General features: G+C 67.9%; 13 protein-coding genes. 11 read left to right on the forward strand and 2 right to left on the reverse strand.

Going from position 1 to position 14,007, the window contains the following annotated elements; translation table 11 throughout:
• The first annotated feature begins 12 nt into the window (after window positions 1–12).
• Genes hemC through J8I34_RS01040 form a run of 3 tightly spaced genes read left to right on the forward strand, consistent with a single transcriptional unit; the run spans window position 13 to window position 4,444 of the window.
• A complete protein-coding gene (gene hemC / locus J8I34_RS01030; RefSeq protein ID WP_029046099.1) occupies window positions 13–1,032 on the forward strand; it encodes a hydroxymethylbilane synthase in 1,020 nt (339 codons plus the stop codon).
• Window positions 1,033–1,041: 9 nt separating this feature from the next.
• The gene (hemDX, locus tag J8I34_RS01035) at window positions 1,042–3,249 is read left to right on the forward strand and encodes a fused uroporphyrinogen-III synthase HemD/membrane protein HemX (protein ID WP_209805157.1); all 2,208 of its coding nucleotides are present in this window, start codon (window positions 1,042–1,044) and stop codon (window positions 3,247–3,249) included.
• A gap of 4 nt (window positions 3,250–3,253) precedes the next feature.
• Window positions 3,254–4,444: a heme biosynthesis protein HemY gene (locus tag J8I34_RS01040; protein ID WP_029046101.1), complete on the forward strand. Its 1,191-nt coding sequence runs from the start codon at window positions 3,254–3,256 to the stop codon at window positions 4,442–4,444.
• An 18-nt stretch (window positions 4,445–4,462) separates the two neighbouring features.
• Here the strand turns inward: J8I34_RS01040 and J8I34_RS01045 are convergent, their stop codons facing one another.
• Window positions 4,463–6,031, reverse strand: coding sequence for a cryptochrome/photolyase family protein (locus J8I34_RS01045; protein ID WP_209805158.1), 1,569 nt, complete (start codon window positions 6,029–6,031; stop codon window positions 4,463–4,465).
• 156 nt (window positions 6,032–6,187) lie between these two features.
• On the opposite strand from J8I34_RS01045, the gene J8I34_RS01050 reads away from it, so the two are divergent.
• From J8I34_RS01050 to J8I34_RS01080, 7 genes are all read left to right on the forward strand, one after another.
• A complete protein-coding gene (locus tag J8I34_RS01050; protein WP_209805159.1) occupies window positions 6,188–6,895 on the forward strand; it encodes a pseudouridine synthase in 708 nt (235 codons plus the stop codon).
• Between the two features lie 133 nt (window positions 6,896–7,028).
• On the forward strand, window positions 7,029–7,601 hold the full coding sequence (locus J8I34_RS01055) for a YqgE/AlgH family protein (protein WP_029046103.1): 573 nt from the start codon (window positions 7,029–7,031) through the stop codon (window positions 7,599–7,601).
• The gene (gene ruvX / locus J8I34_RS01060; RefSeq protein ID WP_209805160.1) at window positions 7,594–8,019 is read left to right on the forward strand and encodes a Holliday junction resolvase RuvX; all 426 of its coding nucleotides are present in this window, start codon (window positions 7,594–7,596) and stop codon (window positions 8,017–8,019) included. Before J8I34_RS01055 ends, ruvX begins: the two co-directional genes overlap by 8 nt.
• Window positions 8,016–8,552 carry a bifunctional pyr operon transcriptional regulator/uracil phosphoribosyltransferase PyrR gene (pyrR, locus tag J8I34_RS01065; protein WP_209805161.1) on the forward strand — a complete coding sequence of 179 codons (537 nt, stop codon included), beginning with the start codon at window positions 8,016–8,018 and terminating at the stop codon, window positions 8,550–8,552. Before ruvX ends, pyrR begins: the two co-directional genes overlap by 4 nt.
• Before the next feature lie 107 nt (window positions 8,553–8,659).
• Entirely contained in the window at window positions 8,660–9,631 is a 972-nt protein-coding gene (locus J8I34_RS01070) for an aspartate carbamoyltransferase catalytic subunit (RefSeq protein ID WP_029046106.1), read from the forward strand.
• A 67-nt stretch (window positions 9,632–9,698) separates the two neighbouring features.
• Window positions 9,699–11,030 carry a dihydroorotase gene (locus tag J8I34_RS01075; protein ID WP_245175701.1) on the forward strand — a complete coding sequence of 444 codons (1,332 nt, stop codon included), beginning with the start codon at window positions 9,699–9,701 and terminating at the stop codon, window positions 11,028–11,030.
• A complete protein-coding gene (locus J8I34_RS01080) occupies window positions 11,027–11,860 on the forward strand; it encodes a lysophospholipid acyltransferase family protein (RefSeq protein WP_209805162.1) in 834 nt (277 codons plus the stop codon). Before J8I34_RS01075 ends, J8I34_RS01080 begins: the two co-directional genes overlap by 4 nt.
• 35 nt (window positions 11,861–11,895) lie before the next feature.
• On the opposite strand, the gene J8I34_RS01085 is transcribed toward J8I34_RS01080, so the two are convergent.
• Window positions 11,896–12,759 carry a symmetrical bis(5'-nucleosyl)-tetraphosphatase gene (locus J8I34_RS01085; protein WP_232232339.1) on the reverse strand — a complete coding sequence of 288 codons (864 nt, stop codon included), beginning with the start codon at window positions 12,757–12,759 and terminating at the stop codon, window positions 11,896–11,898.
• 182 nt (window positions 12,760–12,941) lie between these two features.
• Here J8I34_RS01085 and rfbB point away from each other — a divergent pair, with 182 nt between their 5' ends.
• Window positions 12,942–14,006, forward strand: a complete 1,065-nt coding sequence (gene rfbB / locus J8I34_RS01090) for a dTDP-glucose 4,6-dehydratase (protein WP_029046110.1) — start codon at window positions 12,942–12,944, stop codon at window positions 14,004–14,006.
• Window position 14,007 lies beyond the last annotated feature (1 nt).

Genomic DNA, 14,007 nt, shown 5'->3' on the forward strand with positions numbered 1-14,007 from the left:
TACCATTCACGGATGCAAGCACCCGCCACCCCGTCTTCCTCTACTGCTGTCGTGTCTAGCAACCTTCCGCAAAAGCTCGTCATTGCCTCCCGCGAGAGCCGTCTGGCCATGTGGCAGGCTGAACATGTGCGTGCTGCATTGCAACAATACTATCCCGCGTGCGACGTGTCCATTCTCGGCATGACCACACGCGGAGACCAGATTCTAGACCGTACGCTGTCGAAAGTCGGCGGCAAGGGTCTGTTTGTCAAAGAACTGGAGTTCGCGATGGACGAAGGCCGCGCGGACCTGGCGGTGCATTCGCTCAAGGATGTGCCGATGGAACTGCCCGCCGGCTTCGCGCTGACCGCGGTGATGGAGCGCGAGGATCCGCGCGACGCGCTGGTTTCGAACAGCTTCGCCTCGCTCGACGAGATGCCGCCCGGCACCGTGGTCGGCACCTCCAGCCTGCGCCGCGAGGCCCTGCTGCGCACCCGCTATCCGCACCTGGTGGTCAAGCCGCTGCGCGGCAACCTCGACACGCGGCTGGGCAAGCTCGACCGCGGCGAATACGGCGCCATCATCCTGGCCGCCGCGGGGCTCAAGCGCCTGGGCCTGAATGACCGCATCCGCGCGCTGATCCCCGTTGAGTCGTCGCTGCCTGCTGCCGGGCAGGGCGCGCTTGGCATCGAGATCCCTGCCAACCGCCCCGAGCTGGCCGCATGGCTGGCCCCGCTCAACCACCAGCCGACGCTGCTGGCCGTGACCGCGGAACGCGCAGTGGCGCGCATGCTGGGCGGTTCATGCCAGGTGCCGCTGGCGGCCCACGCGTATTGGGAAGGCGACCAGCTCAAGCTTGACGCCTTTGTCGGCATGCCCGACGGCACGCGCGGCCTGCGCGCCGCCGCCGCGGGCCCGGCCGCCGATCTGGCCGCCGCCGAGGCGCTCGGCCAGGCCTGCGCGCGCGACCTGCTTGCGCAAGGGGCCGAAGCGATTCTCGCCGCGCTCGACGATCGGGCAGCCGGCTCGCCCGGCACGCAAGCACCCGCCTGAGGCTGCCCGATGCCCCGCCCGACCGTCGTTGTCACACGACCCGCCGGGCAGTCCCGGCAACTGACCGAGGCGCTGCAGGCCGCCGGTCTCGACGTCCTCAGCTTTCCGCTGCTGGCCATCGGCCCGTCGGCCGACGACGCGCCGCTGCGCGCGGCCCTGGCGCGGCTCGACCAGTTTGCCCTGGTGGTCTTTGTCAGTCCCAACGCCATTGCCTATGCGCTGGATGCGCTGGCCGGCGTGCAGGGCGCCGCCACGGCGCAATGGCCCGCCCAGGTGCCGGCCGCCGTGGTTGGGCCGGCCAGCGTGGCGGCGCTGGCCGAGCGTGGCATCGCGCCGCCCACCTGCCGGGTGATCGCGCCGGCCGGCGCCGCCACGAACGGGCAGGGTGCCGATGACGCCGGCGACAATGCCAATCACAGTCTCAGTCACGGCTCGAACCACGGCTCGAACCACGACCCGAACCACGATTCGAACCACGACGCCGACGGCCCGCGCTTCGATTCCGAGGCACTGTGGGCCCAGCTCGATCCCGCCGCGCTCGCCGGCAAGCCAGTCCTGATCGTCCGCGGCAACGGCGGCCGCGACTGGCTCGGCGACCGCCTGCGCGAAGCCGGTGCCCAGGTCGAGGCCGTCGAGGCCTACCGGCGCACGCTGCCCGAGCCCGGCGCGATGCAATGGCAAGCCGTGCGCGACAGCCTGCAGGCCGGCGCGCCGCCCCATGTATGGCTGCTGACCAGCTCCGAGGCCGTGCGTAACCTCGACACGCTCGCGCGTCAACACCTTTCGCCGCAGGAAAATGCCGGCCTGCGGCAGGTGCAGTGCATCGCGCCGCATGCGAGAATCGCCGAACAAGCGCTGGCACTGGGCTTCAGCCACATCCTGCGCGCCGCGCCGGGCGATGCCGGCCTGCTCGCGGCGTGCCTGCAATGGGCCGATGCCCACGCCGGTCCGGTGCCGGTGGCCGCTGCGCCGGATGCATCCGGTGCATCCGGCCGCGCCAGTGCGATAACAGACACCGGCCCGGCGCGCGCCGAGGCACCGGCGCCCGCGCCGGCTGCCGCAGTCCCCGCAACGTCAACGAAGGTCGAACGCGTGACGCAAGAAACCACGTCCTCCTCCGCTACACCTCCGCCCTCGGCGGCCGCGGCGCCCGTGCCGGGCTCCGGCGCTTCCGCTTCCTCCGCCGGCCAGCATGCTGCCGCGCGCAAGCCCGCGGCGCTGTGGGCCCTGGTGGCCGTGCTCTTGGTCGCCACCGCCGGCGGCTTCTGGTGGCTGCAGCAGCGCGTGGACCACCTGACCGGCGAACTGGCCCGGCGCCAGCAAAGCAACGATGCGCTGGTGCAGGAGTCGCGCGTGCTGACGCGCAATGCGCAGGACACGGTCAAGGAACTGCAGACCAAGGTCGGCGCGCTTGAAAACCAGGTCGGCGAAACCCGCGACAAGCAGGTGGCGCTGGAGCAGGTCTACCAGGACCTGATGCGCAACCGCGACGACTGGGAAATCGCCGAGATCCAGCAACTGCTGACCAACGCCGGCCAGCAGCTGCAGCTGACCGGCAACGTGCAGGTCGCGCTGGCCGCGCTGCAGAGCGCCGACGCGCGCCTGGCACGCGCCGACAAGCCGCAGTACAACCTGCTGCGCCGGGCCATCGCCCGCGACATCGCGCGCATGAAGGCCGTGCCCGACACCGACCTGACCGGCGCCGCGATCAAGCTGGACGAAGCCATCAACCAGGTCGACGCGCTGCCGCTGCTGTCCAGCGAACGCATGCTCGAACGCACCGAGGCCGATGCCCGCAAGGATGGCGCGGCCGGCAAGGGCGCGGCCAGCGCCCCGGCGGCCGCCGCTGCCACCAACGGCTGGTTCTCCCGCCTGTGGACCTACCTGCGCGACGAAATGGCCCAGGTGATCCGCATCCGCAAGGTCGACGACGCCGAGGCGCTGCTGCTGTCCGGCGACCAGGGCTGGTTCCTGCGCGAGAACGTCAAGCTGCGCCTGCTCAATGCGCGGCTGGCGCTGCTGTCGCGCAACGAGCCGGTGTTCCGCAATGACCTGGCCGCCGCGCAGGCGATGATCGGGCGCTATTTCGACACCAAGTCGCGCCGCGTGCAGGGCGTGCTGACCCTGCTCAGGCAGGCACAGGCAGGCGCGGTGACGGTGCAGCTGCCGACCATGTCCGAGAGCCTGGGCGCGTTGAACGCCCTGAAGAAGGAGTAAGCCCATGCGCCTTCTGTTCTGGGTTGCGGTCCTGTTCGGCGGCGCCGTCGGGCTGGCGCTCTTCACGCAGTTCAACCACAGCAATGTGGTGCTGTTCTATCCGCCGTACCGCGTCGAGCTGTCGCTGAACCTGGCACTGGCCTTGCTGCTGCTGCTGTTCTTCGTGGTCTGGACGGTGATGTCCACCATCCGCCATCTGGGCGACATGCCGCGCCGCGCCGCCGCCTACCGCGAACGCAGCCGCATGAACAAGGCCCAGGCTGCGCTGCGCGAGTCGATCGAAAACCTGTTCGCCGGCCGCTTTGCCCGCGCCGAGCGCTGCGCGCGCGAGGCCCAGTCGTGGGAAGACCAGGCCCAGACCGCCGCGCTGATCGGCGCGCGCGCCGCGCACCGCATGCAGGAGACCGAACGGCGCGATGCCTGGATGTCCCAGGTCACCGATCCCGAGCGCGAACAGGCGCGGCTGGTGTCGATGGCCGAGCTGCTGGTTGACGCACGCGACGCAGACGGCGCGCTGGAAACCATCGCCCAGCTGCAGGCGCAGGGCGCGCGCCAGATCCACGTGCAGCGCATTGCGCTGCGCGCGCACCAGCACCTGAAGAACTGGTCCGAGGTACTGCGCCTGGCGCGCTCGCTGGAGAAGCGCAACGCGCTGCATCCGGTGCTGGCGCTGCGGCTCAAGCAGATGGCGGTCGAGGCCATGCTCGACGAGCGCCGCCACGATGCCGACGCCCTCGGCGAATTCTGGCGCTCGCTGTCCGCCGACGAACGCCGCGCCACGCGCATCGCCGAACCCGCCGCGCGCTACTTTGCCGCGCTGGGCCGTCAGAACGAAGCCCGCCGCATCATCGAGGACGCGCTCAAATTCAATTGGGACAGCCGCCTGGTGCTGCGCTATGCCGACTGCGCCGTGCCCGGCCACGCACTGCCCCAGATCCAGCAGGCCGAGAAATGGCTGGCCGGGCATCCCGCCGACGCCGACCTCTACTACACGCTGGGCGTGCTGTGCCTGGGCGAGAAGCTGTGGGGCAAGGCCCAGTCCAGCTTCGAGCGCGCGCTGAAGTACGCCGATATCGACCAGCAGCGGCGGCTGCGCGTGCGTACGCACCTGGCGCTGGCGCGGCTGTTCGAGGAAACCGAGCGTTTCGACGACGCGCAGCGGCACTATCGCGAAAGCGCGATGCTGGCGGCCTGAGCGGCGCCCCCCGGGCGATCAGTCGTCGGGGGCATCCTGTTCCAAGCCGGCGGCGCTGCGCTTGCCGGCTTCCTTCACCACCCCATAGCGCTCCAGGGTTTCCTTGCGTGCAATATCGTGCTGCACCAGCGGACGCGGGTAGTCCTCGCCCAGCCGCACGCCGGCGTCCGCCAGTACATGGTCTGGCGCGGTCCATGGCGCATGCAGGTACTTGTCCGGCAGCGCCGCCAGCTGTGGCAGGTACTTGCGGATGAAGCGCCCCTGCGGGTCAAACTTCTCCGACTGGGTCACCGGGTTGAAGATGCGGAACCACGGTTGCGCATCGCAACCGGTCGACGCCGCCCATTGCCAGCCGCCGTTGTTGGCGGAAAAGTCGAAATCATTGAGCAGGTCGGCAAAATACTGCTCGCCGCGGTGCCAGTCCACGCCCAGGTCCTTGACCAGGAAGCTGGCCGTGACCATGCGCAGCCGGTTGTGCATATAGCCGCTCTGCCGGATCTGCAGCATGGCGGCATCGACCAGCGGATAGCCGGTGGCCCCATCGCACCAGGCGCGGAAATAGCGCTCGCCGGTTGCGCCGTCCTGCCAGCGGATCGCGTCGTAGGCCGGGTGGAAGGGCGCGCCGTCGGCCACGCGCGGATGGTGGTGCAGGATCATGAAGTAAAAGTCGCGCCAGATCAGCTCGGACAGCCACACCGCCGCGCCCGCGCTGTCCGCGCCGCCGCGCAGCATCGCTTCATGCGCGGCGCGTGCCAGCGTGCGGATCGAGATGGTGCCGAAGCGCAGGTGCACCGACAGGTAGCTGGGACCGCGCAGGGCAGGATAGTCGCGGCGGCGGCCGTAGTCGCCGATGCGCCCGGTGAACTCCTCGAACAGGGCCTGCGCACCGGCGGCGCCGGTCGGCATGGCGACTTCGGCAAGGTTGCTGTTGCGGAAGCCTAGCTGTTCGAGCGTCGGCAACGGCTTGCGATATGCTGCCGGCACCGGCGCCAGCGCGTGCAGGTACGGGTCGATCGGATACGGGCGCAGGTCGAACGGCTGCACTGTCCGCAGCCAGGCATTCTTGTAGGGCGTGAACACCGAGAAGGGCTTGCGCTGGCCGTTCAGGATCTCGTCGCGTTCGAAGACGGCCTGGTCCTTGAACGTGAACAGCAGGCGCGCCTGTGCCGCCAGCGCCTGGCGCACGGTGTCATCGCGTGCCATGGCGGCAGGCTCGTAGTCGTGGTTGGCAAAGACCGCCTGGACGTCCAGCGCTTGCGCCAGCGCGGGCACGGCGTCGACGGCGCGGTCGTCCAGCACGATCAGCCCGCCGCCGGCCGCGGTCAGCGTGTGGGCCAGCTCCCGCAATGATTCGAGGATGAATTCGACGCGCCGGTCGGCATGCAGGCCGCGCGCCAGCAGCGGGTCGAGGATGTCGCGGTCGAATACGAAGACGCACCACACCCGGGCACAATGCCGGAGGGCATAATGCAGCGCCGCGTGGTCCCTGGCGCGCAGGTCGCGCCGGAACCAGGCCAGCCCGCGCTCGAAATCCCGGCCGATACGGTAAGGTTTGCGGCCCGATGCCGAAGGGTCTGCTGGCTGCATGCTCGCTGCCTGACGGAGTCGAAGGAAAATGCGCGCAATGAGGCCGGCAAGTGGGCGTCGCGGCGGGGACTGTCGCCGGGTGCGTCGCGCCAATACCCTAACATAGCGGTTCGGCACCAATCTGCCACTCAACCAACGAATACAGCAACAAAGCACATGACACTCGACCGCATCCTCCAATCCCAGGGCTTCGGCACGCGCCGCTACTGCGGCGACCTGGTCGCCGCCGGGCTGGTCGAAGTCAACGGCGAGCTGTGCGAGGATCCCCGCGCCCAGTTCGAGGTGGACGGCCTGCGCCTGACCGTCGACGGCGAGGAGTGGATCGCCTGCACCAAGGCCTACCTGATGCTGAACAAGCCCGCCGGCTATGAATGCTCGCAGCGTCCGCGCCACCATCCCAGCGTCTACAACCTGCTGCCGGTGCCGCTGCGCCAGCGCGAAGTCCAGGCCGTGGGCCGGCTCGACCACGACACCACGGGGCTGCTGCTGCTCACCGATGACGGCCAGTTCATCCACGCCCAGACCTCGCCCAAGCGCAAGGTGCCCAAGGTCTATGAAGTGACGACTGCGGAGCCGGTCACGCCCGAACAGGCGCAGGCACTGGTCGCCGGCGTGCAGCTGCTGGACGAACCGGCGCCGATCGCCGCAGAAGCCTGCGAGATCACCGGCGAACGCAGCCTGCGGCTGACCCTGCTGCAAGGCAAGTACCATCAGGTCAAGCGCATGGTGGCCGCGGCTGGCAACCACGTCAGCGCCTTGCACCGCAGCGCGCTCGGCAGCCTGCAGCTGGACCCGGAGCTGGCCGAAGGGGAATGGCGCTGGCTGACGGCGGACGAGCTCGCGGCGCTGACCCGCAAGGCATGACAAGGCATGATCAAAGGGCCGTATCATCGGTCCGTAGCTTCCGGCAAGCGGCCCGCGCGGGCGCCCATTGCTGCACTGCAACGCCCGCCAATCTTTTCCGGAAGACCCCCGGCGATTTGATAAAATGCAAGGCATGGCGAAGCCCGAAGCACCCATCAATCTGACCAATCAGTTCCTGATTGCCATGCCTGGCATGGCTGATCCGACCTTTTCGGGTTCCGTCGTCTACATCTGCGAACACAACGAGCGTGGCGCGCTCGGGCTGGTGATCAACCGGCCCATCGACATCGACATGGCCACGCTGTTCGACAAGATCGACCTCAAGCTTGAAATCCAGCCAGTGGCGGCCCAGCCGGTCTACTTCGGCGGCCCGGTGCAGACCGAGCGCGGCTTTGTGCTGCACGACCCGGTCGGCGTCTATGTCTCGTCGCTGGCGGTGCCGGGCGGGCTGGAAATGACCACCTCCAAGGACGTGCTGGAGGCCGTGGCCAACGGCAGCGGCCCGCATCGCTTCCTGCTGACGCTGGGCTATTCCGGCTGGGGTGCCGGCCAGCTGGAAGAAGAACTCAGCCGCAACGGCTGGCTGACCGTCCTGGCCGATCCCGAGATCATCTTCAGCGTGCCGCCTGAAGGGCGCTTTGCCGCGGCCATCGGCCTGTTGGGCGTCGACGTCAACATGCTGTCGGGCGAGGCCGGGCATGCCTGACGCCGTGGGGCGCGAACTGCCCCGCGACGGCACGGTCCTGGCATTCGACTACGGCGAAAAAAAGATCGGCGTCGCGCTGGGCAATTTCATCACGCGCGAGGCGCGCGCGCTGGCCATCCTTCCCAATATCACCGTTGAAGGCCGCTTCGAGGCCGTGGGTGCGCTGATCCAGGAATGGAACCCGGTGCAGCTGATCGTCGGCATGCCGGTCAACCCGGAAGGTGGCGAGCAGCCGATGATGCGGCTGGCGCGGCGCTTTGGCAACCAGCTCAACGGACGCTTCAACCTGCCGGTGGAATGGGTGGACGAGCGTTATTCCTCGCGCGCCGCCTCGATGGCCGGCGCGCGCCGCGGCGAACTTGACGCCGAAGCCGCGCGCATCATCCTGCAACAGTATTTCGACCAATTCCCGCTATGACGCAGATTTCCGCACCCGACGCCGAGTCGCTGTACCGCAAGCTGCTGGACCAGGCCCGCGCCCTGATCCCCGACGCCGAGCGTGAACGCTGGTCTGTGGCGGGCATCCATTCCGGCGGCGCGTGGATCGCCGCGCGCCTGGCCAACGACCTGAACCTGCCCGAGCATGGCGTGATCAACGTCGCCTTCCATCGCGACGACTACGCCAAGAAAGGCCTGCACAGCCAGGCCCAGTCGACCACGCTGCCGTTTGCCGTGGAAGACCGCAACATCCTGCTGATCGACGACGTGCTGGCTACCGGCCGCACCATCCGCGCCGCCGTCAACGAACTGTTTGACTACGGCCGCCCGGCGCGCGTGGCGCTGGGCGTGCTGGCCGACCGCGGCGGGCGCCAGCTGCCGATCGCCGCCGACCTGGTCGCCGCCGAGATCGAACTGCCGCGCGGCACGACCCTGGTGCTGTCGCGCCAGGGCGAGGGCGCCGACGCGCGCTTCGCCTTCGCCACCGAACCTGCCGATACCGCCGCCGGCTGAGCCGGCGTTGCCTGCCAGGCGCCGCATTGCGCCGCATTGCGCTGTAGCGCGCCTGGCGCCTGCCACGAGACCACACCACCCCGTTTTTTGCCCGCGCCCGACCTGCCATGACCAAGACGTTCCGCAACCCGCAGCTCACCAAGAACGGCGAACTGAAGCATTTGCTGTCGATCGAGGGGTTGTCGCGTGACATGATCACGCACATCCTCGACACCGCCAGCCAGTTCGTATCGCTGTCCGACTCAGACCGCGATGTCAAGAAGGTGCCGCTGCTGCGCGGCAAGAGCGTGTTCAACCTGTTCTTCGAGAACTCCACCCGCACCCGCACCACCTTCGAGATCGCGGCCAAGCGGCTGTCGGCGGACGTGCTCAACCTGAACATCAATGCGTCGTCGACCAGCAAGGGCGAGTCGCTGCTCGACACCATCAACAACCTGTCCGCCATGTCCGCCGACATGTTCGTGGTGCGCCATGCCAGCTCCGGCGCGCCCTACCTGATCGCCGAGCACGTCGCGCCGCACGTGCACGTGATCAACGCCGGCGACGGCCGCCACGCGCACCCGACGCAGGGCCTGCTGGATATGTACACAATCCGGCACTTCAAGAAGGACTTCACTAACCTGACGGTAGCGATCGTCGGCGACATCCTGCATTCCCGCGTGGCGCGCTCGGATATCCACGCGCTGACCACGCTCGGCGTGCCCGAAGTGCGCGCCATCGGCCCGCGCACGCTGCTGCCATCCGGCCTGGAGCAGATGGGCGTGCGCGTCTTCCACAACATGGAAGAAGGGCTCAAGGGCGTCGACGTGGTCATCATGCTGCGGCTGCAGAACGAGCGCATGAGCGGTGCGCTGCTGCCGTCGGCGCAGGAATACTTCAAGGCATACGGCCTCACGCCGGAGCGCCTGGCACTGGCCAGGCCCGACGCCATCGTGATGCACCCGGGCCCGATGAACCGCGGCGTGGAGATCGACTCCGCCGTGGCCGACGGCCCGCAGTCGGTGATCCTGAACCAGGTGACCTTCGGCATCGCCGTGCGCATGGCGGTGATGGGCATCGTGGCCGGGAACAACGACTGAAACGATGCGGCATAGCCAAGACCTACCGAACACGCCAAGCGACACGACCGATACGACAAGCCACGCTATGAAGATTCACATCCAGGGCGGCCGCCTGATCGACCCCGCCAGCAACACCGATGCCGTCCAGGACCTCTATCTCGCCGCCGGCAAGATCGTCGGCGTCGGCAGCGCCCCGGCGGACTTCACCGCCAACAAGGTCGTCGACGCCAAGGGCCTGATCGTGTGCCCCGGCCTGGTCGACCTGTCCGCGCGCCTGCGCGAGCCCGGCTACGAATACAAGGCCACCCTCGAATCCGAAGTCGCCGCGGCCGCCGCCGGCGGCGTCACCAGCCTGATCTGCCCACCTGACACCGACCCCGTGCTGGACGAGCCCGGCCTGGTCGAGATGCTCAAGTTCCGCGCCCGCACGCTGAACCAGACCCACGTCTACCCGCTGGGCGCGCTGACGCTGGGGCTGAAGGGCGAAGTGCTGACCGAAATGAACCAGCTGACCGAGGCTGGCTGCGTCGGCTTCAGCCAGGCCGAGGAGCCGGTGCGCAACACCCAGGTGCTCCTGCGCGCGCTGCAGTACGCGCAGACCTTCGGCTTTACGGTCTGGCTGCGCCCGGAAGACCCGTTCCTGGGCGGCGGCGTGGCCGCCAGCGGCGCCGTGGCGTCGCGCCTCGGCCTGTCCGGCGTATCCGTGATCGCCGAGACCGTGCGCCTGCACACCATCTTCGAGTTGATGCGCTCCACCGGCGCCCGCGTGCACCTGTGCCGCCTGTCCTCCGCCGCCGGGCTGGAGCTGGTGCGCCAGGCCAAGCGCGAAGGCCTGCCGGTCAGCTGCGACGTCAATATCCACCACGTCTCGCTGACCGACATGGATATCGGCTACTTCAACTCGCAGATGCGCTTCTCGCCGCCGCTGCGCAGCACCCGCGACCGCGACGCCATCGTCGCCGCGCTGGCCGACGGCACCATCGACGCCCTGTGCTCCGACCACACCCCGGTGGACGACGACGAGAAACTGCTGCCCTTCGCCGAAGCCACCCCCGGCGCCACCGGCCTCGAACTGCTGCTGCCGTTGACCCTGCGCTGGGCCGCCGAGCACAAGGTGCCGCTGGCGCAGGCACTGGCCCGCATCACCTCCGAGCCCGCGCGCGTGAGCGGCCTGAAGGCCGGCACGCTGGCCGCCGGCGCCACCGCCGATGTCTGCGTGTTCGATCCGAAGCAGGTATGGAAGGTCGATCGCCGCTCGCTCAAGAGCCAGGGCAAGAACACGCCGTGGCTCGGCTATGAGATGGAAGGCAGGGTGCGCGTGACGCTCGTCGGCGGCCAGATCGTATATGGCAACGGCAACGGCAACGGCAGCGGCAACGGCAGCGGCAGCGGTAACGGCAACCACGCCACCGCATGATCTGGCTGCGCAAGACCGCGCTGGTGCTGCACCTGCTGCGTGGGCTGCTGACCTGCGCCGTGCTGTTCCCGTGGCTGGGCGCGCGTTCGCGCGCCTGGCACATCCGGCGCTGGTCGCGGCGGTTGCTGCGCATCTGCGGGATCGAGGTCGAAGTCGTCGACGTCCGCGGCGAGGCCCCGCAAGGTGCGGCCCGACATGGCGCGCTGGTCGTCTCCAACCATATCTCGTGGCTGGACATCTATGTGATCCATAGCTGGCAGCCCGTACGGTTCGTTGCCAAGTCCGAGATCCGCGGCTGGCCGCTGATCGGCTGGCTGTGTGACAAGACCGGCACCATCTTCATCGAACGCGCGCGCAAGCGCGACGCCCACCGGGTCCTGCACGACATCACCGACGTCATGCTGCAGGGTGACCTAGTCGGCGTCTTCCCCGAGGGCACCACCACCGACGGCACCGGGGTGCTGCCGTTTCACGCCAACCTGATGCAGGCCCCGATCTCCGGCGGCCTGCCGGTGCAGCCGGTCGGACTGAACTACCTCGACGCGGCCTCCGGCCAGCCGACGCTGGCGGCCGCCTACATCGACGACACCACGCTGCTGCAGTCGCTGAATGCCGTCCTGCGCGCCCCGCGCATCAAGGCTCGGGTGGTCATCGGCCCGTCCCTGATGCCGATCTCAGCCGACCGCCGCGAACTGGCAAGTGCCGCCCGCGAGGTTGTTCATCATCTCGCGCAGGGTGCCGGTGACGAGGCAGTGGCAACGGCCGAGCGGCTGAACCAGCCGGCCAACCCTGTCGCCGAACCTGCGGCAGCCTCCGCTGCCATCAGCTAGCGCGCTTGTCCTCCCCGCCAACGCGGGATTGCGCCTCAGGCCAGCGGATCACAATATTGCGGGCAATCGACTTGGACCACGGTCCGCTCGGCCGGATCCGCCGCCATGCGCGCCGCCGTCAGCTTGCCACCCCAGACGCAGCCGGTATCCAGTGCCATCAGGTCCGGCCGCATCACCAGGCCCAGCGTCGACCAGTGCCCGCACACCACGGTCACATCCCCGGTGCGCCGTCCCGGCACATCGAACCACGGCATAAAGCCGTCCGGCGCCTTGCCGAGCCCTTCCTTGGTCTTGAAGTCCATCACGCCATCGACGGTGCAAAAGCGCAGTCGGGTAAGTGCATTGACCACCACGCGATGCCGTTCGATGCCACGCAGGCCGTCGTGCCAGCGGTCGGGGGTATTGCCGAAGATGTCGGCGAGGAAGCCTTGCCAGTTGGGGCCCTGGAGCTGGGCTTCGACTTCCTGGGCTAGGTCGATGACCTGGGGGGCGGTCCATTGGGGGAGGACGCCGGCGTGGACCAGGAGGAAATTGTTTTCGAGCAGGGCCAGGGGGCGGTGGCGGAGCCAGGTCAGGAGTTCCTCGCAGTCAGACGCGGCGAGGATGTCGTCCAAGGTGTCCGATTTGCCTCTTTTGCGGACGCCCGCGGCTACGGCAAGGAGGTGGATGTCGTGGTTGCCAAGTACAGTTTCAGCCCGGATGCCCATGGCGCGGACGGTGCGCAGCGTTGGCAGCGCGGCGGGGCCGCGGTTGATCAGGTCGCCGACGAAGCGCACCGGTGTTTCGGCATGGAGTTGGGCGAGAAGATTATCGAGGGAGGGGGCACAGCCCTGAAGGTCGCCAATGGCGTAGGGTGATGCTTGGAATGCTTTGTGATTTGTCATTAGGGTGAGCCGCATCCGCAATCCGTTCCGGTACCTGTTATCTGAGGCTACCCAACGAACTGCGGCGATCGTAGGATGGGTTACCGGCAGATAGAATACCGTTCCTTTCAGAGGGGATGAACGCAGCCGTAGTTTTCTTCTCGAAATTGAGCGCCCGGCATGACGGGTTTGTCGACATACATTGGCAGGAGCAAGCGTTGTCGCACATTTTGGTTACAGGCGGCGCAGGTTTCATCGGCGCCAACTTTGTTCTCGACTGGCTGCGCCAGGGCGGCGCCGACGGAATCGTCAATGTCGACAAGGTGACCTATGCCGGCAACCGCAAGAACCTGGCCGCCATTGAAGGCGATCCCCGGCACATCTTTTCGCAAACCGATATCTGCGACGGCGCAGCGATCACCCGCTTGCTGCAGTCCTACCGGCCTCGCGCGGTCCTGCATTTTGCGGCGGAAAGCCACGTCGATCGCTCTATCGATGCGCCGGCCGACTTTGTGCAGACCAACGTGGTGGGCACGCTCACGCTACTAGAAGCGGTCCTCGCCTACTGGCGAGCACTGGATGCCGCCGCCCGGGCCGCATTCCGCTTCCTGCACGTCTCCACCGACGAAGTCTTCGGCTCGCTCGGCCCTGCCGACCCGCCGTTCTCGGAAACCTCGCCCTATCAGCCGAACAGTCCGTATTCCGCCTCGAAGGCGGCATCGGATCATATGGTGCGCGCCTACCATCATACCTACGGGTTACCGGTGATCACGACCAACTGCTCCAACAACTACGGGCCATTCCAATTTCCCGAGAAGCTGATCCCGCTAATGATCACCAGCGCGCTGGCCGGCAAGCCGCTGCCCGTCTATGGCGATGGCCTCAACGTGCGCGACTGGCTCTACGTCAGCGACCACTGCGCGGCCATCCGCGAGGTGCTGGCATGCGGCCGCCCCGGCGAAACCTACAACGTCGGCGGCTGGAACGAGAAAACCAACTTGGAGGTCGTGCATACGCTTTGCGACATGCTGGACGCACTGAAGCCCAAGGCCTCCGGTTCGTACCGAACCCAGATCGCGTTCGTCAAGGACCGCCCCGGGCACGACCGGCGCTACGCCATCGACGCCAGCAAGCTGGCGCGGGAACTGGGATGGAAGCCGGCCGAGACTTTCGAATCCGGCCTGCATAAGACCGTGCAGTGGTATCTGCACAGCCAGGACTGGGTGCAGGACGTGCTGTCCGGCGAATACCGCCACTGGGTGGCGAAGCAATATGCCGCATAGC

It is taken from the genome of Cupriavidus phytohabitans (assembly GCF_017815025.1).
In the GTDB taxonomy this organism is placed as follows: domain Bacteria; phylum Pseudomonadota; class Gammaproteobacteria; order Burkholderiales; family Burkholderiaceae; genus Cupriavidus.

Bases quoted from the DNA above. Each gene is read 5' to 3' on its own strand.
- hemC (WP_029046099.1), top strand. From the start codon at position 13: ATGCAAGCACCCGCCACCCCGTCTTCCTCTACTGCTGTCGTGTCTAGC.
- hemDX (WP_209805157.1), top strand. From the start codon at position 1,042: ATGCCCCGCCCGACCGTCGTTGTCACACGACCCGCCGGGCAGTCCCGG.
- J8I34_RS01040 (WP_029046101.1), top strand. From the start codon at position 3,254: ATGCGCCTTCTGTTCTGGGTTGCGGTCCTGTTCGGCGGCGCCGTCGGG.
- J8I34_RS01045 (WP_209805158.1), bottom strand. From the start codon at position 6,031: ATGCAGCCAGCAGACCCTTCGGCATCGGGCCGCAAACCTTACCGTATC.
- J8I34_RS01050 (WP_209805159.1), top strand. From the start codon at position 6,188: ATGACACTCGACCGCATCCTCCAATCCCAGGGCTTCGGCACGCGCCGC.
- J8I34_RS01055 (WP_029046103.1), top strand. From the start codon at position 7,029: ATGGCGAAGCCCGAAGCACCCATCAATCTGACCAATCAGTTCCTGATT.
- ruvX (WP_209805160.1), top strand. From the start codon at position 7,594: ATGCCTGACGCCGTGGGGCGCGAACTGCCCCGCGACGGCACGGTCCTG.
- pyrR (WP_209805161.1), top strand. From the start codon at position 8,016: ATGACGCAGATTTCCGCACCCGACGCCGAGTCGCTGTACCGCAAGCTG.
- J8I34_RS01070 (WP_029046106.1), top strand. From the start codon at position 8,660: ATGACCAAGACGTTCCGCAACCCGCAGCTCACCAAGAACGGCGAACTG.
- J8I34_RS01075 (WP_245175701.1), top strand. From the start codon at position 9,699: ATGAAGATTCACATCCAGGGCGGCCGCCTGATCGACCCCGCCAGCAAC.
- J8I34_RS01080 (WP_209805162.1), top strand. From the start codon at position 11,027: ATGATCTGGCTGCGCAAGACCGCGCTGGTGCTGCACCTGCTGCGTGGG.
- J8I34_RS01085 (WP_232232339.1), bottom strand. From the start codon at position 12,759: ATGCGGCTCACCCTAATGACAAATCACAAAGCATTCCAAGCATCACCC.